The sequence below is a fragment of the Pseudoalteromonas qingdaonensis genome (assembly GCF_038739665.1).
GTDB classification, from domain to species: Bacteria; Pseudomonadota; Gammaproteobacteria; order Enterobacterales; family Alteromonadaceae; genus Pseudoalteromonas; species Pseudoalteromonas qingdaonensis.
This window is the reverse complement of the sequence record NZ_JBCGCU010000001.1, coordinates 281443-297735: the sequence shown is the minus strand read 5'-3', so window position 1 is coordinate 297735 and position 16293 is coordinate 281443. Positions and strand designations below refer to the sequence as shown.

At 51.6% G+C, this 16293-nt stretch carries 17 protein-coding genes; 5 read left to right on the top strand and 12 right to left on the bottom strand.

Translation table 11 applies throughout. The features are described from left to right. The first annotated feature begins 46 nt into the window (after window positions 1-46). A complete protein-coding gene (locus tag WCN91_RS01350; protein ID WP_342675629.1) occupies window positions 47-1588 on the top strand; it encodes a M17 family metallopeptidase in 1542 nt (513 codons plus the stop codon). A 231-nt stretch (window positions 1589-1819) separates the two neighbouring features. Here WCN91_RS01350 and WCN91_RS01345 read toward each other — a convergent pair whose 3' ends face one another. Further along, window positions 1820-4051: a S9 family peptidase gene (locus WCN91_RS01345; protein WP_342675628.1), complete on the bottom strand. Its 2232-nt coding sequence runs from the start codon at window positions 4049-4051 to the stop codon at window positions 1820-1822. A 90-nt stretch (window positions 4052-4141) separates the two neighbouring features. Between WCN91_RS01345 and WCN91_RS01340 the strand changes: the two genes are divergently transcribed. Continuing rightward, entirely contained in the window at window positions 4142-4537 is a 396-nt protein-coding gene (locus WCN91_RS01340) for an HIT domain-containing protein (RefSeq protein ID WP_342675627.1), read from the top strand. Between the two features lie 42 nt (window positions 4538-4579). Here WCN91_RS01340 and WCN91_RS01335 read toward each other — a convergent pair whose 3' ends face one another. From WCN91_RS01335 to sfsA, 8 genes are all read right to left on the bottom strand, one after another. Next, window positions 4580-4822, bottom strand: coding sequence for a hypothetical protein (locus tag WCN91_RS01335; protein ID WP_342675626.1), 243 nt, complete (start codon window positions 4820-4822; stop codon window positions 4580-4582). A 25-nt stretch (window positions 4823-4847) separates the two neighbouring features. Further along, window positions 4848-5699, bottom strand: coding sequence for a pantoate--beta-alanine ligase (gene panC / locus WCN91_RS01330; RefSeq protein WP_342675625.1), 852 nt, complete (start codon window positions 5697-5699; stop codon window positions 4848-4850). 13 nt (window positions 5700-5712) lie between these two features. Beyond that, window positions 5713-6507, bottom strand: a complete 795-nt coding sequence (gene panB / locus WCN91_RS01325) for a 3-methyl-2-oxobutanoate hydroxymethyltransferase (RefSeq protein WP_342675624.1) — start codon at window positions 6505-6507, stop codon at window positions 5713-5715. A 9-nt stretch (window positions 6508-6516) separates the two neighbouring features. Then, a complete protein-coding gene (folK, locus tag WCN91_RS01320) occupies window positions 6517-7005 on the bottom strand; it encodes a 2-amino-4-hydroxy-6-hydroxymethyldihydropteridine diphosphokinase (RefSeq protein WP_342675623.1) in 489 nt (162 codons plus the stop codon). After that, a complete protein-coding gene (gene pcnB, locus WCN91_RS01315) occupies window positions 7002-8387 on the bottom strand; it encodes a polynucleotide adenylyltransferase PcnB (RefSeq protein ID WP_342675622.1) in 1386 nt (461 codons plus the stop codon). Before pcnB ends, folK begins: the two co-directional genes overlap by 4 nt. A gap of 419 nt (window positions 8388-8806) precedes the next feature. Further along, window positions 8807-9742 carry a tRNA glutamyl-Q(34) synthetase GluQRS gene (gene gluQRS / locus WCN91_RS01310; protein ID WP_342675621.1) on the bottom strand — a complete coding sequence of 312 codons (936 nt, stop codon included), beginning with the start codon at window positions 9740-9742 and terminating at the stop codon, window positions 8807-8809. Window positions 9743-9748: 6 nt separating this feature from the next. Beyond that, window positions 9749-10192, bottom strand: coding sequence for an RNA polymerase-binding protein DksA (gene dksA / locus WCN91_RS01305; RefSeq protein ID WP_105199514.1), 444 nt, complete (start codon window positions 10190-10192; stop codon window positions 9749-9751). A gap of 248 nt (window positions 10193-10440) precedes the next feature. Next, entirely contained in the window at window positions 10441-11145 is a 705-nt protein-coding gene (gene sfsA, locus WCN91_RS01300; protein WP_342675620.1) for a DNA/RNA nuclease SfsA, read from the bottom strand. A 78-nt stretch (window positions 11146-11223) separates the two neighbouring features. Here sfsA and pepB point away from each other — a divergent pair, with 78 nt between their 5' ends. Next, complete coding sequence (gene pepB / locus WCN91_RS01295; protein WP_342675619.1) at window positions 11224-12519, top strand: aminopeptidase PepB; 1296 nt, start codon at window positions 11224-11226, stop codon at window positions 12517-12519. Window positions 12520-12560: 41 nt separating this feature from the next. Here pepB and WCN91_RS01290 read toward each other — a convergent pair whose 3' ends face one another. Continuing rightward, window positions 12561-12794 (bottom strand): hypothetical protein, encoded by a 234-nt coding sequence (locus tag WCN91_RS01290; protein ID WP_342675618.1) that lies wholly within the window; start codon window positions 12792-12794, stop codon window positions 12561-12563. A gap of 419 nt (window positions 12795-13213) precedes the next feature. Here WCN91_RS01290 and WCN91_RS01285 point away from each other — a divergent pair, with 419 nt between their 5' ends. After that, window positions 13214-13807 (top strand): fumarylacetoacetate hydrolase family protein, encoded by a 594-nt coding sequence (locus WCN91_RS01285; RefSeq protein WP_342675617.1) that lies wholly within the window; start codon window positions 13214-13216, stop codon window positions 13805-13807. Window positions 13808-13918: 111 nt separating this feature from the next. Next, window positions 13919-14536 carry a LysE family translocator gene (locus tag WCN91_RS01280; RefSeq protein WP_342675616.1) on the top strand — a complete coding sequence of 206 codons (618 nt, stop codon included), beginning with the start codon at window positions 13919-13921 and terminating at the stop codon, window positions 14534-14536. A gap of 73 nt (window positions 14537-14609) precedes the next feature. Here WCN91_RS01280 and WCN91_RS01275 read toward each other — a convergent pair whose 3' ends face one another. Together WCN91_RS01275 and WCN91_RS01270 are read right to left on the bottom strand one after the other, a co-directional pair. Further along, a complete protein-coding gene (locus WCN91_RS01275) occupies window positions 14610-15662 on the bottom strand; it encodes an aldo/keto reductase (RefSeq protein ID WP_342675615.1) in 1053 nt (350 codons plus the stop codon). A 3-nt stretch (window positions 15663-15665) separates the two neighbouring features. Then, entirely contained in the window at window positions 15666-16103 is a 438-nt protein-coding gene (locus WCN91_RS01270) for an acyl-CoA thioesterase (RefSeq protein WP_342675614.1), read from the bottom strand. Window positions 16104-16293: the final 190 nt, after the last annotated feature.

Here is a 16293-nt window from a genome sequence, read left to right as displayed (position 1 = left end):
AATCACCGATAATAAAGGTCCTTTGTTTTAATTTAGGACCTTTTTTATGTCTTATGCCCACGCTATCGCCTGCGCCGGTCTTGATGCCGCAAACGCCCAAGGCCAGTTCGATGCGCTTATCATTATCAGTGCCAATCTGGACTCAGTACCTCAGCCTTACCTTGACCAAGTGCTTCAAAACAGCGCCGTAGACAGCCGCATTGGTAAGCAATGCACGCTTTTGGTATCTGAAGCGGCGCCGGGCCAGCGTCTTATTATCGCTCCGACCGGACCTTTGACTCGCGACTATGATGATGTTCGCCGCGTATTTGCCGCTGCTAAGGCCGGTATTGAGCTGGCGAAGCAGGCCGGTGCCGTAAAGCCTGCCTTGTATGTGTCTGGTATCAGCGAGCTAGCCGGGTATGAGTTTGCCAGCGAAGTGGCCTTTTTGGGGGCTAATCAGGCGCTATGGCAGCCTCTTGAAGCCCGTGAGTATCACGGCGAAGCCATCTCACCTATTCAAGCCATAGGCGTTGTTGGCGCCGATGACGAGCAGCTTAAGCAGATGAATGCCATTGCCGCTGGTCAGTATGCCGCTCGTGACCTGTGTGGTACTGAGCCAGAGCGCATGGCGCCGCCACGTTTTGCCGATTACTGCGTGGAGCTATTTCAGGGCACCAAGGTAACCACCGAGGTGATCAGCGATATCGCCACTATCGACAAGGATTACCCGCTACTTAGCACGGTAGCCCGCGCCTCTTATGCGGTCGAGCGCCATCATCCGCGCGTGGTGAAACTGGCCTATGTGCCAGAGGGCGACGTTGAGCGTACCCTTATCTTCGTGGGTAAAGGTCTGGTGTATGACACAGGTGGTGCCGATCTTAAGGTAGGCGGTTTTATGGCCGGTATGAGCCGTGATAAGGGCGGTGCCGCATCGGTAGCCGGTTTTATGAAGGCGGTAGCCGAAGCGCAGCCTAAAGGCGTTAAGGTTATTGCTTATCTGGCCGTGGTGCGTAACTCCATCGGCTCTGATTGTTTCGTTCCCGATGAGATCATCACCGGCCGCGAAGGCGTGCGTGTACGCATAGGTAACACGGATGCCGAAGGGCGTCTGGCCATGGGTGACTTACTGAGCGAAGCCAAAGACCTGGCGAAAAACGAAGTGAATCCTCAGATTTTCACCGTGGCTACGCTTACCGGTCATGCCGCCCGAGCGGTAGGTCCTTACAGCGCCTATGTTGAAAATGGTCCGGCACGCGCCGCCAAGGTATCGCAGCAGCTGGTTGAGCATGGCGACCTGTGGGCCGATTGTGCCGAGGTTTCGCGCTCGCGTCGTGAAGACTATGACTTTGTGCAGCCGCGCACTCAGGCCGACGACCTGCTTTCGAGCAACAATGCACCATCGGCGGTTACCGCTCGTGGTCACCAATTCCCTATGGCCTTCCTAGCCATAGTGTCGGGCTTGGATAAGCATGGTCTGGATAGCGATCAGCCATTGCCTTATGTGCATATGGATATTGCCGGCAGCGGCGTTGAAGGCGGCGATTGGCAGCATGGTAAGCCGACGGCACCGACCGTGGCTGCCCTGTTCGCAAAGTATTGCCGTTAACAAGTTGAAAAAGGTCCGGGCTCACAATGTTAGTTGTGAGCCCGTGATGTTTTTAAGCTTAGGTTGTGAGCCGGTGCTGTGGGCGAGGCTTTAGCCTTGCAAGCTTGTCGGCCTGTTAGGTAACTGCTCCTGCGTTACCCTAGTACCGCCATCCATGGCGGCAAAGGCCAACTTAGAATCAAAGACATAAAAAAGGCTGGGAATTCCCAGCCTTTTTACGTTTAAACCCGATTACTTTTCTTCCATGTCGAAGTGACGGTTGAAGAAGTCGGTAATGGTCTGATGCAGGTGAGTTTGTACTTTTTTACCGCGCAAGCTGTGTTTTGAGCCCGGGTAGGTCATCATTTCAAACGGCAGGGCCTTATCCTGCAACTGTTTAAACAGCTTGGTGGCATGGGTGAACAACACGTTGTCATCGGCCATACCGTGATAAATCATCAGCGGGCCTTTTAGACCATCAACATAAGGGAACACCGAGCTTTGCTCATAACCCTTGGCATTGGTTGCCGGGTGGCTCAGGTAGCGCTCCGTGTAGTGAGTGTCGTACAGGGCCCAGTCGGTCACAGGAGCACCGGAAACACCGGCCTTGAAGTAGTCCCCGGCTTTAAACATGGTCATCAGTGCCATATAGCCGCCGTAGCTGTGGCCATAAATACCGATACGCTCTGGGTCGACGTAATCCAAAGTACGTAAGAACTCCACGCCCTTGATCTGGTCACGCACTTCGGCCTCACCCAAGTGCTTGTAGATCACATCTTCAAAGCGCTTGCCGCGGTTGTAAGAGCCACGGTTATCAAGCTGGAATACCACATAACCCTGTTGCACCATGTATTGGAAATACAGGTTCTTGCTGCGCCAGCTGTTGGTCACGCGCTGGGCATGTGGGCCGCCGTAAACATTCACCATCACAGGGTGCTTTTGCTTTTTGTTCAACTTGCGTGGCTTGAACAGACGATAGTGCATAATTTGCCCGTCTTCCGCCTCAATAGTGCCGTACTCAGGCTCCACCAGGTCGCTCAGATAAGGCGTAAGCGGGTGCGTCTTGTTTAGCTCGTTTTGCTCCAGCCAGGTAATAAAGTCGCCATTGGCTTTGCGCAGTGCCACATAAGGAGGGCGATTAACCGCAGAAGCGCTGTCGATAAAGGTTTGCTGATCGTCCGCCATCACCACATTGTGGTATTCACCGCTTTCGGTGATCCGGCTGATCTCGCCTTGCTCAAACAGCGGCGTGCTGTAGAGATGGCTTTCAAGTGGCGTGTCTTTGCGACCGGCAAAGTAAATCAGGCCCTTTTTCTCATCAATGCCTTTAATGGCTTCAACAATCCACTCACCCGAGGTGATCTGGCGTACCAAGGTGCCATCGTTTTTGTACAGATACAGGTGCTTAAAGCCGTCGCGCTCCGAGGCCCAGACAAAGTGTTGTTTGTCTTTTAAGAACTTAAGGTCGAAGTGCAGGTTTATCCAAGTCTCGCTGGTTTCTTTTAGCGCTACTTTTTGTGTTTTCGTTTCGCTGTTATAAAAACGCAGTTCCAGATTGTGCTGAGCACGGTCTTGCCACTGATAGGCCAGGGTCTTGCTGTCTTTTAACCAGTCGGCACGGGCAATATAGATGTCTTTTTCTTCACCCAGGTCAACCCAGTCGATTTGCTGGTCGTTAAGGCTGACAACACCCAGTTCAATTTCAACATTGTCGGTGCCGGTGAAGGGGTAGCGCTGAGTGAACAGTTTTACTTCTTCGGCATAGATTTCGTTGCGGATAGCCTCGGCAACCGGCGTTTCATCGATGCGGGTAAAAGCAATTTTGCTTTCATCACCGGCCCACCAGTAGCCTGTCATACGGCTCATTTCTTCCTGCGCCACAAACTCGGCCATGCCGTTTTTGATTACGCCGCCGCCGTCCTTGGTTAGCTGGACTTCTTTGCCACTGTCGAGCGCCAGGGCGTAAAGGTTTTGCTCACGAATAAAGGACACATAATTGCCCTTGGGCGAGAAACGGGCATCGGTTTCAAAGGCTTCAGTCTCGGTCAGCTTGCGGCTTTTGCCTGTGGCCAACTGGTAGTAGTAAAGATCGCCATTAAGTGGAAATAACAGTGCCTGGCCGTCTTTCGACCAGGTGTATTCTAAAATACCGCGGCCAAAAATACGCTGGCGTTCACGACGCGCCTTTTCTTCATCGGACAGGGTTTCTGGGCCGGAGAACAGCGCCTGGGAGTCAACTAACAGGCGATTGCTGTTGTCTTTGAGGTTGTATTCCCATAAATCGTAGCGGTTGTAGTCGTCTTTTTTACCCTGCAAATAGGTAACGCGGCTGCCATCGGGAGAAAATTTTAATTGCACTGGCGCCGTGCCGGCAAGGTTAGGGTCGTCGAAGATACGCTCCAGGCTAAGCTCTTTGGCACTGGCGGCACTGCACGCCAAACCGCTGGCTAGCGCCAGAGATAAGTATTTGGTTGTTTTAGACACGGGTAAACCTTATTGTTGTAATCCTATGCCCGATGGTACTCATGCACCTTGGGCAGCGCAACTTTATGCTATCAAACAATAGGATCACATATGTTTTCTTTGGCGCCCGAATTACAAAAAGACTGTATTGAACTGGCCGACTGGCCTTTGTGTAAGCTGTTGCTGATGAATGACAGTCAGTATCCCTGGTTTATCCTGGTGCCGCGCAAAGAAGGGGTGACGGAGATCATCGACCTAACTGAGCAGGAGCAGCTTATGCTGATGCAGGAGTCGGCGCAATTGAGCAGGCTACTACAATCCGTGTTTAACCCGGACAAACTCAATATAGCGGCGCTGGGCAACATGGTGCCACAGTTGCATATTCATCATATTGCCCGCTATCGCAGTGACATCGCCTGGCCTAAACCCGTGTGGGGGCTGCATCCGGCTGTGCTATACAGCGAGCAGCAAATTGCCGAGCTAAAGCAGGCCTTGCAACTGCCTTAAAACGAAAAACGGCATCCAATGGATGCCGTATTAAAAGATGAACTATTTTATGTCGCCGAGCTTCTCGGCCTGCTCTTTACAGCGGTTATACGCTTCCTGGCACTGTGCCACACAAACCTGATTGGTCATGCTTTCATCTATGCTGCTGTTATTACAGCTGTTCTCACATTGGAAGTTTTGTTGCGCACATTGATTGAGCTCAGGGTTGTTAACGCCGTTTTGACAGCCACCCAGTACCAGCATGAGTGCGCCCGCAAAAGCCGCAGAAGTTATCGCTTTGTTCATCCTATCACCTTGTTTATTCTTCGCTTTATTTACAGTCTAGCGGTAAATTGTCGATAAGTCTTACTTTACCGACAAAAGCGGCGGCTAAAATAACCAGTTCACCGTCTTGCTGCTCGGCGCGACGCAAGGTATTGCGCTCGGCAATATTGAAGTAATCAACAATCAGGCCTGTGCCAGCGATACGCTCCTTGGCGCGCTGCTCCAGATCGGCAAAGTCTTTAATGCCGTCTTCTATCTGCTCCTTGACCCAGTTCAGGGTTGAAAACAGTACTGTAGCCTGCTGCTTTTGCTCGTCGCTCAGATAACCATTACGTGAGCTTAGGGCCAGGCCGCTGACGTCACGCTTAGTTGGTACACCCACCACTTCCACTGGCATGGAAAGGTCGCGCACCATGGTTTTGATCACTTGCAACTGTTGAAAGTCTTTCTCGCCAAAACAGGCAAAATCCGGTTGTACCAGGTTAAACAACTTGGTCACTACTGTGGCTACACCGCGGAAGTGGCCGGGACGTGAACCGCCACAGTAACCCATGGATACTTCGGGCACATCGACATAGCTTTGGCTGCCCAGGCCATTGGGGTAGATGGTCTCTACCGTGGGCGTAAACAGATAGTCGGCACCGCGCTCGCTAAGGCCATGTTGGTCTTGCTGTAGGGTACGCGGATAGGCATCCAGGTCTTCATTGGCACCAAATTGCATGGGGTTAACAAAGATGCTGACCACCACTTTGTCGGCCAGGGTCTTGGCTTTATCGACTAAGGAAAAATGACCTTCATGAAGGTTGCCCATGGTAGGTACAAAGGCGACGCTTAGCCCCGCCTGGCGCCAGGCTTTCACCTGACTACGAAGAGAACGGATTTCGCTGGTTGTTTGCATGCACTAATTTCGCTTAATTGAACTCGTGGTCAGGCCCTGGGAAGGCGCCACTTTTTACATCGTCACAATACTTCTTCACCGCCGCCGGCATATTGCCGGTTTCCGCTAGGAAGTTTTTTGAGAACTTGGGGATATAACCGGCAGAAATACCCACAAGATCATGCATTACTAAAATCTGACCATCCGTGTCTTTACCTGCACCTATGCCGATAGTCGGAATGCTGACCGCTTCGGTAATGGCTTTAGCAAGTACGCTGGGAATACACTCAAGTACCAGCAGCTGAGCGCCTGCAGCCTCAAGGGCTTGGGCGTCGGCAATCATTTTATCGGCCTGCTCTTTATCGCGGCCCTGAATTTTAAAGCCGCCAAACACATGCACCGACTGTGGCGTTAAGCCGAGGTGACCACAAACAGGCACACCTTGTTGCGTCAGGGCGCGAATGCTGTCGTGCAGCCACTGGCCGCCTTCGAGTTTTACCATGTTGGCACCGGCACGCATCAGCGTGGCAGCGTTGGCGCAGCTCTGCTCGACATTGTTATAGGTCATAAAGGGCATGTCGGCAATAACGAAAAGCTCGCGGCTGCCAGCGCGCACGCACTTGGTGTGATAGGCAATATCATCAATGCTGACCGCCAATGTGTCATCGCCGCCTTGCAGTACCATGCCCAGAGAGTCGCCTACCAGCACGGCATCAACGCCATTGTCGGCAAACAGTTTGGCAAAACTGGCGTCATAGGCGGTTAAAGAAGTGATTTTTTCACCGGCTTGCTTCTTTTTAAGCAAGGAGGATACAGAGATCTTCGCCATTAGCTTTCCTTATTGGAGTTGTTCTAGGCCATTGCGAGGCACTTGTGTTGTCAGGCTGCGTACCGAGCTGCCATCGGGCAACGCGAGTTCCGGCGCCAGTTCACACAGGGGGTAGAGTACAAATTCACGTACCTTCATGCCGTAATGGGGCACGGTTAAACGTTCATCATTTATGCTTTGGTCGCCAAACAGCAGTATATCTATGTCCAGGGTGCGTGGCCCCCAGCGCTCGGCCTTACGAACGCGGCCGAGGTTTAATTCAATGGCCTGAGTGGCATCGAGCAGTTCATGGGGGGCGAGCTTGCATTGCAGCTCCATCACCGCATTCACATAATCGGGCTGGTCTTGCGGCCCCATGGGCTTGCTGGCATAAAATGCCGAGCAGCGGTGCGCCCGGGTGCCGGGCAGCTGCGTTAAGGCATTAACCGCCTGTTGCAACTGCGCGATGGGATCATTGAGATTGGCTCCCAACCCCAGGTACACGGTGTGATAACTCATGATGACTCGCCCGCTGCCTTATCGCCTTTGCGTTTTGAGCCGCCACTGCGACGTCGACGGGGGCGACCGCTGCCTCGGCTAGTACCACCGAGCGATTTCACCATCATCTTTTGGCCGTTCACATCGGCGTTGAGGTAGGCGGTCCACCAGTCACAGAGTTCTTTTAAGTCGTCCTGGCCGCTGTCGACCAATAACAGCATAAAGTCATAGGCGGCCTTAAAGCGTGGCTGCTGACTTAAACGATAGGCACGTTGGCCGCCACGCTTATCAAAGCGATGTTGAATATGCCAGATATCGCGGGCACCCAGGGTAAAGCGTTTTGGCACAGCAACCTGCTGGGCGCTTTCGCTCAATACCTGATTCATGGCTGCCGCCAAGGCATCAAAATGAGGCAGCTGTTCGCGCTGCATCAGTTCCTGACAACGTTGCAGCAGCGGGAACCAGAGCAGGGCCGCAAAGATAAATGCCGGGGTGACCTTTTTATCATTGTTGATGCGCGTATCGGTATTGATAAACATCTGGATAATAAAGCGTTCTTGCATCGAGTCCGGATTGGCATCGAGGATCTTATCGAGTGCCGGGAACAGGTGTTTGAACAAACCAAATTCACGCAGGGCCTTAAAGTTGGCCTCGGCTTTACCGCTTAAAAACAGCTTTAAGCACTCTTCGAACAAACGTGCCGGTGGAATGTTGGAGAGCAAGTCCGCCAGTTTCTTGATAGGCTTGGCCGTGGCTGGAGAAATAGACATATCCAGCTTGGTGGCAAAGCGAATGGCACGCAGCATACGCACCGGGTCTTCGCGGTAGCGGGTTTCCGGATCACCGATTAGCTCAATGCGACGATTTTTAATGGCTTTAACGCCATTGGCATAATCGTAAATGCAGAAATCTTTAATCGAGTAATAGAGCGCATTGATAGTGAAATCGCGGCGTTCGGCGTCTTCATCTATGGTGCCATAAACATTATCGCGTAATAACTGACCGTGTTCCGAGGCGTGGCTGACATTGTTTTTACCGCCGCCATCACCGTGGTGGCCACGCATAGTGGCTACTTCGATAACTTCGCGACCAAAAACGATATGAGCCAGGCGAAAACGACGACCTATTAAGCGACAGTTGCGGAACAGTTTTTTGACCTGCTCTGGAGTGGCATTGGTAACCACATCGAAGTCTTTCGGTTGCAGGCCTAACAGGAGATCGCGCACACAGCCACCCACCAGATACGCCTCATAACCGCCGTCTTTTAGGCGGTACAACACCTTCAGGGCGTTGGGGCTAAACTGGCTACGGGAAATCCCGTGCTCACTTCGAGGAATGATCACCGGCTCGTTTAAGGTGGTGATTTGCCCATGCTCGGCATCACTTGCGTCTTTCGCTGACAATACCTGCCGGCATAGCTGAAACAGTTTAGAAATGATAATCGCTCTCCCAGGGTCTGTTTATCTTAGCGGTTTACTTTATGTTCAATCTAAACGCACTCTGATCACGACGCTCGTTATACCGCATAGTTATTCTATGCCAGTAACGAGCAACACAGAGCAGAATGCGTTTAGAAGAACCCATAGGGCAGCGCTTGTAGCGCATTTCTACTGTGTTGTTACATGCTCATGTAGAATAACTACACCACGCATGTGTCGCCTTGTATAAATTCGCTACAAACTGCTGCAGAAACAAACAGAAAAGGTCAACAGACCCTAAGCTACAGTTATGGCGATTGTGAAAGTGGCTTATAATATACCAGCGCGGCAGAAAAATTAAGCGAGCGCGGATAAAAATCGCTGCGCTAAGCCTTGGCTGTCGGTTATAACTGCTGAATTAGGGTATTGCCCAGGGCGTCTTCGCTCACTTGTACTTCCAGGGCGCGACGCAAGGCTGGGCGTTGATATGCTTGATGCGCCCAATTTAGGATATCGGCAACCGGGTAGCTGAGTAATTCCGGTGGCGGCGCAAAGCCAAGAAAGTGCAGTGCATCAACCAAGGCGGGTTGGGGGTTTTGCTTGTCTATGGCCGGGGCGTAGTTTTGTTTTGACAGTTTAAAGCCGGGGCTGGCCACCGCCAGTGGCAAATGCAGATATTCGGGCGCTTTGTGCCCTAACTGCTGAAATAAGCCGATTTGTCGAGCCGTGGGAATAAGCAAGTCGGCGCCGCGCACCACATGGGTTATGCCTTGGTCAATGTCGTCAATAACTACCACGAGTTGATAGGCGAATAAGCCATCGCGGCGTTTAATTATGTAGTCTTCTTCGGCCTCAGCGGCGGCAATATCAACCCGACCTTGCAGTGCATCCAGATAATGATAAATGGGCTGCTCTTGCTTGAGGCGCAGCGCCAGGTGCTCACCACTTAAATGCAAGTTGCGGCAATGGCCATTATAGATGCCACCCAAGGCTTTAATTTCTTTGCGAGTGCATTGGCACGCATAGACCAGGCCTTGTTGTGTCAGCTGCTCGCTTACCTCGGCATAACGTTCTAATCGTTGGCTTTGCCAGATCACTTCGCCATGCCAGTGCAGGCCATAGGCTTCTAAGGTGTTAAGAATATCGCTGTCGGCGCCGGGGCGCACACGGGGGGTGTCTATATCTTCAATACGAACCAGCCACTGTCCTTGATGCGCGTGTGCGTCAAGGTAGCTGCCAAGGGCGGCAACCAGTGAGCCAAAATGCAGAGGGCCTGAAGGGGAGGGGGCAAAGCGACCGACATAGGCTGTGGCGCCCTGAGCCCCATCCAAATGGGTCATAGTGTATTAACCGCGACCCGATTGTTTCTCTTTGATTTCCGCCAGTGCTTTACAGTCAACACACAGGTCGGCCGTAGGGCGTGCTTCAAGACGGCGAATACCGATTTCGATACCGCACGATTCACAATAACCAAAATCGTCTTCGTCGATCAGGTTTAGAGTTTTTTCGATTTTCTTAATTAGTTTACGCTCGCGGTCACGAGTACGCAGCTCTAATGAAAATTCTTCTTCTTGGGCTGCACGGTCGACCGGATCAGGGAAGTTCGCAGCTTCGTCTTGCATGTGCGTTTTAGTGCGATCAACTTCATTTCTTAGATCGTTACGCCACGTTTCCAGAATTTTGCGAAAGTGAGCACGTTGCTTCTCATTCATGTACTCTTCGCCTGGCTGTTCCTGATACGGCTCTAAACCCGCCTGAGCGATCAAACCTAATTTACGCTGCTCTGGCATAACTATCTCCTAAATCCTTAATACCAAGTCCCCGGTAAATACCGGCGGCTATAAATAGCAAAATACCACCCCCTTAGCAAACACTTTTTATTTTAGTACCTTATCTTAGCTCGGCTGCGGCGCTCAGTGTTCTAAAGAGGGGTCTGGTTTTTAATTCAGCTCTATATTGGGCCGCTTGAGGGGAATTCAAGGGCTGCTTGATGCAAAAAGAACTGGTCAGGACAGCTGGATAGGCTTAAAGCCTGGCCTTAGGAAAAGGGCAGAGCCCGAGTCAGTAGCACTTCTTCGGCGCTGATATACGCCTTATAGGCCAACACTTCCACACCGGCCGTCACCGCTTCTTCGAGTAATTGCGCATACTTAGGGTCGATATGCGCCGCCGCGCTAACGCTTTGGATGCCGGTGTGCAGCACGGCAAACAAAAGTACAGCTCTATGGCCTTGTGCCTTCATCGCCATTAGCTCGCGCAGGTGTTTTTGCCCGCGCAGGGTTTGCGCATCGGGGAAGTAACCCTGGCCGTTTTCTTCTAACAAGGTCACCGACTTCACTTCTATATAGCAATCGGCTTTGTCGGCATCGCGCAGCAAAATATCGATACGGCTGTTTTCATCGCCGTATTTCACCTCACTCAGCAGTTCATCGTAGCTTTGTAGCTCGTCAATCAGGTCATTTTCAATGGCTTCGATGGCCACCTTGTTAGCCACTGCGGTATTTACGCAGATTAAATCACCGGCTTGATTGCTGGAGAGCTCCAAGGAATGCGGGTATTTACGTTTGGCATTGTCACTGGTGGAATAGTAGGCGGTCACACCGGGTTCGGCGCAGCCAGTCATCTTGCCGGTATTGGCGCAGTGCACGGTAAATTCATGGCCGTCGGGATGGTGTAAGTCCACCAAAAAGCGCTTGTAGCGTTTTAACAGGGTGGCACTTTGAAGGGGCGGTTGAAATAACATTCATCGTACTTCGCTTTAGAACTGCATGGCCCTAGTGTAAACTGCTGGTAATTGTAATCCCAGTCCAAGAGGACCCCTATGAGTCAACAATTTTTAGTACAACTAAGCGAGCAGGCTGCCCCAGGTCATTGGGGTGAGGCGGCAAACCTGTCTTTCAATGAGCAAGGTGCAATCGTACACCTAAGCGAAACCGACACCCTGGTTAATGTGCAAAAAGCCGGCCGTGCCGTTGCCAACCAAGGCGTAAAAGCGGTTACCCTGACCGGTGATACCTGGTGCACAGAGAGCCAGTGGGCTTTCTATCAAGGTTTTGTGAGCCCTAAAGTACTAGATGGCGTTGAATTCGTTGATAACGAGCAAAGTGATTTAAAAGAGCTGGCGGCGCTTAAGCAATCGGCTATCTGGATGCGTCAGATGATCAACGGCACCGCCGAAGATATCTACCCGGAAAGTCTGGCCGAGAAAGCCGGTGAGTTTATCCAGTCTTTGGCTCCAGGGCAGGTAAGCTACCAGATCATCAAGGGTGAAGCGTTAAAAGAGCAGCAGTGGATTGGTATCTACGAAGTGGGTCGCGGCAGTGAGCGCCCTCCAGTTTTACTTGAGCTTGATTTTAACCCAACTGGCGATGACAACGCCCCTGTGGCCTCGGCGCTAGTGGGTAAAGGTATCACCTTCGATTCAGGCGGTTATTCAATCAAGCCAAGTGAAGGCATGCTGACCATGAAGTGCGACATGGGCGGTGCGGCAACTGTTACTGCCGGTCTGGCACTGGCGATTAATCGCGGTCTGGACAAGCGTGTAAAGCTGTTCCTATGCTGTGCCGAGAACTTGATCTCGGGTCATGCCTACAAGCTGGGCGACATTCTTACCTATAAAAATGGCACCACGGTTGAAATCGTTAATACCGATGCCGAAGGTCGTTTAGTGCTGGCTGACGGCCTAATGGCTGCAAGCGAAACGGGCGCTGCCACTATTATCAACGCGGCAACCCTAACCGGTGCAGCCCTGGTTGCGGTAGGTCAGGAATACAATGCGCTGTTCGGTCTGGATAAAGACATGGTGCGTGACGTTGAAAACTTCGCCAGCGAAGAATTTGAAGGCGCGTGGCCACTGCCATTGGAGAAATTCCACCAGAACAACTGTCCGTCACCTTATGCCGACACAGCAAACAGCCGTCCGCAAAAAGGCGGTGGCTTCGGTGGCGCCTCTAACGCAGCTGGTTTCTTATCACGCTTTGTGCGTGACGAAGGTAAAGGCTGGGTGCATATGGACCTGGCTGCGGCCTTCCAAAACAGCCCAACCAGCCTATGGTCTGCCGGCGCAACTACCCTGGGTATGCGTACCGTAGCTCGTACTCTACAAGAAAAGTCGTAATCGACTTAGACCGACCAAGATAGCCGCAGCCCTGCGGCTATCTAGTACTTGGTGTCCTTGCCCTCATTGCGCATCAACAAGATTGTTAAATAGATCTTAGTCGGCAAAGACATGATCAAGCCCACCGCTATACAGACAGCGCCAATCATAAAGCTGTAAATGCCAAAATAATCACGAAACGAGTCTGTTACCAGCAAGGTATGACCGCCGATGATCAGCAGCACACCAAAGACAATAATGACCTTGAGCAGGGTTAATGTGGAAACCTTAGGCATACGTTTCTCCCGAGTCAGCTCCTGATACTAGGGTCTGTTTATCTTTGCGGTTTACTTTATGTTCAATCTAAACGCATTCTGATCACGACGCTCGTTATGATGCATAGTCATTCTATGTACATAGCGAGCAACACAGAGCAGGATGCGTTTAGATGAACCCGCAGGGCAGCGCTTGTAGCGCATTTCTACTGTGTTGTTACATGTTCATGTAGAATAACTACACCACACATGTGCCGCCTTGTATAAATCCGCTACAAACTGCTGCAGAAACAAACAACAAAGGTCAACAGACCCTAGATAACCAAATTTTGCAGCCATTAGGTTTGATCCAGCGCAGGAAACCGGCGGCTTTAAATAAGCCGTTGCGATATAGGGAGCTGCGCCATACACTGAGGCAAAACCCAAGACGAGATAAAAGCATGGCAACAAAACCCGGAAAAATCACCTGCATAGGTCGTAATTATGTTGAGCATATTAAGGAGCTGGATAATGCCATGCCCGATGCCATGGTGATCTTTAATAAGCCGCCCTCGGTGCTGGCCGATGTCTTGCTGTCGCAGCATCAAAACGAGGTGCTGCATTATGAAGGGGAGCTGTGTTTTGCCATTAAAAACAATCGTCCGGCTGCCGTGGCCTTTGCTTTGGATCTCACCAAGCGGGCACTGCAAAGCGAATTAAAAGCCAAGGGTTTGCCCTGGGAGCGAGCGAAAAGTTTTGATGGCGCGGTTCTGGCAAGTGACTTTGCTGCCATTGATGAGGCGGACATTGCCAGGTTGTCGCTACGTTTGTATATCGACGGCGAACTTGTGCAGCAGGGCCAGAGCTCGCAGATGTTGTATCCGGTGCAAACGGCCATTGATGAGCTGGCCAGCTGGCAGCGCTTGCAAGATGGTGATTGGTTGTTAACGGGCACACCCAAGGGAGTGGGTGAAGTGCATGCGGGGCAGTTATTCGAAGGCCAGGTGTTACTCGATGATCAGGTTCTGGTCGCTAAACAATGGTACGCCCGCTAATGATGACGCTGTGCAGGAGTTAGGTTTGCTTTACAGGCTCAGCACAGTGCTATAAATGGCGCTAGGGCCAAGATACAATTATTTGAATTAATAAGAACAAAGGCAAAAAGAATGGAGTTAGCAAACTGGTTGGCCTTGGTGGGCATTTGTTTAATGGGGGCCATGTCTCCGGGGCCAAGTCTGGCCGTGGTTTTAAAGCACTGCTTACAAAGTGGTCGCTCCGGCGGTATTGCCTGCGCCCTAAGTCACGGTTTTGGTGTGGGTGTGTATGCGCTGCTGGCTATTTTAGGCCTGGGAACCTTGCAGCAACAGGTGCCCTTGCTGTATCAGATCCTGATTTATGGCGGCGCCCTGTATTTGTTGTATATGGCCTTTAATAGCTGGCGCAGCAGTGCCACCAAGCTCAAGATAGACGAAACGGGCAGCAAGCGTCGCAGTGCTATTCAAGACGGCTTTGCCATTGCCTTTTTAAACCCCAAGTTGGCGATTTTCTTTGTCGCTCTGTTTTCGCCCTTTATTCCCGCCGAGCCCATGCAATGGCAACAGCAGGCGGTGATGGTGGCAACGCCGACCGTGATTGATGCGCTTTGGTATTGTGTGGTGGCCATGCTTTGCAGTCACCCGCGCTTCTACCCCTGGCTGGAGCGCAATCAGTTAGTTATCAATAAATTACTGGCCGTGGCCTTTACCTTCCTGGCGTTGACTGTACTCTTGCGTCAATGGTTGTAAAAAATAAAAAGGCTTGCGTGTGGCAAGCCTTTTTTATGTCGCTAGGGCGCTCTTGTAGGAGCTTTTATAGGATTTAGTAGGGCGCCGGATACTCTCTAAATACCGCATCGATTTGCGCCAAAGTCTCCTCACTGAGGGTGAGCTCAAAGGCGGCAATATTTTCCTGCAGTTGCGCCAGGCTGGTGGCGCCGATAATGGTCGAGGTCACCCCTTGCACCTGGTTGCACCAAGCCAGCGCCAACTGCGCCGTGCTGCATCCTTGTTGCTTGGCAATTTCCTGGTAGCGAGCCACAGCTTGTTGGCTTTGCTGAGTATCGCGGAACAGGCCATTACGCTGGGGTATGGTCCAACGTGAGCCATCAGGGCGCGCACCACCTAGATACTTGCCGCTAAGCATACCGCCGGCCAGTGGCGACCAGGGCAGATAAGCCACATCTTCATGATGGCATTGCTCGATTAAATAGGGCCAATCCTTGCCATGCACCAGGCTAAACTCGTTTTGTATCGATACCATGGCTGGCAGCGAATACTGTTTGGCGAGATCTAGATACTGACTCAGCCCCCAAGGGGTTTCATTGGAGAGGCCGCAATGACGGATTTTACCGGCGCGAACGCAAGTATCTAACCCTTCTAAAATGGCATGCATTTGCGCCCGCTCGGTGCTTTTATCCACGCTCTTGATATCCACCATGCCCGGCCATTGCTTGGCAAAATGCGGTGAAGTGCGATTAGGCCAGTGCAGTTGATAAAGGTCGATATAATCGGTTTGCAAACGCTTAAGAGATTGGTCGACGGCCGCTATTACCGCTTCTTTGCTAATGTCGCCACCATCGCGAACCCAGCTTAAGCCATTGCCCGCTATCTTGGTCGCCAGCACCAGCTCCTTGCGTTTCTCTTTATTGCGCGCCAGCCAGTTACCGATAATGTTTTCCGTCTTGCCATGGGTGTCTGGGCTCGGTGGCACGGGATACATTTCTGCGGTATCAATAAAGTTAACGCCTTGAGCAAGCGCATAATTTAATTGCTCATCCGCATCATTTTGGGTGTTTTGTTTGCCCCAGGTCATGGTACCAAGACAGACACGAGATACCTTTAAACCGCTACGGCCGAGTTTTGTGTAGTCCATGGGTTAGCCTTTTAGGTTGCAGTGCAGGAATGATAACAAGCTATCCTTCAATGGTGCTTTTTGCATTGTTTTGAAGTCAAACATCACCAACTTAGCCTGACCTTCGGTCACTATACACTGCTGGGCACAGGAGAAAACGCTGTAGTGGGTGGTAAAGCTGCTGTTGCCTATGTCACTTATGCTGACGCCGATAAGCAGGGTGTCGGGAAAGGTCACAGGGCGCTTATATTTGGCGTAATTGTCCGCCAATACAGGGCCAACCTGCTCAGCGGCCAGGTGCTCAAGTATGCCGGCTTGATTTAAAAAATCGATACGGGCAATTTCAAAGTACTTGAAGTAAAGGGTGTTATTTACATGCTGCAGCGCATCCATATCACCCCAGGCCACCTTGATTTCGCAGGCCTTGGGAAAACGTTCTAAAAATGCGTGTTGGTCACTCATGACTGGGCTCCTTAGAGTTTTTACTCGGCCTAGCATGCGCCAAGCCGGTAAAAAAAGAAAGGGGATGACGATAAGTGACAACATCAGGTGCTTGTTAGGGCAAGGGAATAAACTCCTGCTCATCACCGGGCACCTTGGCAAAGCGGCCGTTTTGGCAGTCGTCCTTGGCCTGCTCAATGCGCTCCTTTTG

Coding starts and splice junctions, on each gene's coding strand:
- panC (WP_342675625.1), bottom strand. CDS start 5,699: ATGCAAACAACCAGCGAAATCCGTTCTCTTCGTAGTCAGGTGAAAGCC.
- pepB (WP_342675619.1), top strand. CDS start 11,224: ATGAGTCAACAATTTTTAGTACAACTAAGCGAGCAGGCTGCCCCAGGT.
- WCN91_RS01290 (WP_342675618.1), bottom strand. CDS start 12,794: ATGCCTAAGGTTTCCACATTAACCCTGCTCAAGGTCATTATTGTCTTT.
- dksA (WP_105199514.1), bottom strand. CDS start 10,192: ATGCCAGAGCAGCGTAAATTAGGTTTGATCGCTCAGGCGGGTTTAGAG.
- WCN91_RS01335 (WP_342675626.1), bottom strand. CDS start 4,822: ATGAACAAAGCGATAACTTCTGCGGCTTTTGCGGGCGCACTCATGCTG.
- WCN91_RS01280 (WP_342675616.1), top strand. CDS start 13,919: ATGGAGTTAGCAAACTGGTTGGCCTTGGTGGGCATTTGTTTAATGGGG.
- folK (WP_342675623.1), bottom strand. CDS start 7,005: ATGAGTTATCACACCGTGTACCTGGGGTTGGGAGCCAATCTCAATGAT.
- gluQRS (WP_342675621.1), bottom strand. CDS start 9,742: ATGACCCATTTGGATGGGGCTCAGGGCGCCACAGCCTATGTCGGTCGC.
- panB (WP_342675624.1), bottom strand. CDS start 6,507: ATGGCGAAGATCTCTGTATCCTCCTTGCTTAAAAAGAAGCAAGCCGGT.
- WCN91_RS01340 (WP_342675627.1), top strand. CDS start 4,142: ATGTTTTCTTTGGCGCCCGAATTACAAAAAGACTGTATTGAACTGGCC.
- WCN91_RS01285 (WP_342675617.1), top strand. CDS start 13,214: ATGGCAACAAAACCCGGAAAAATCACCTGCATAGGTCGTAATTATGTT.
- WCN91_RS01270 (WP_342675614.1), bottom strand. CDS start 16,103: ATGAGTGACCAACACGCATTTTTAGAACGTTTTCCCAAGGCCTGCGAA.
- sfsA (WP_342675620.1), bottom strand. CDS start 11,145: ATGTTATTTCAACCGCCCCTTCAAAGTGCCACCCTGTTAAAACGCTAC.
- WCN91_RS01350 (WP_342675629.1), top strand. CDS start 47: ATGTCTTATGCCCACGCTATCGCCTGCGCCGGTCTTGATGCCGCAAAC.
- WCN91_RS01275 (WP_342675615.1), bottom strand. CDS start 15,662: ATGGACTACACAAAACTCGGCCGTAGCGGTTTAAAGGTATCTCGTGTC.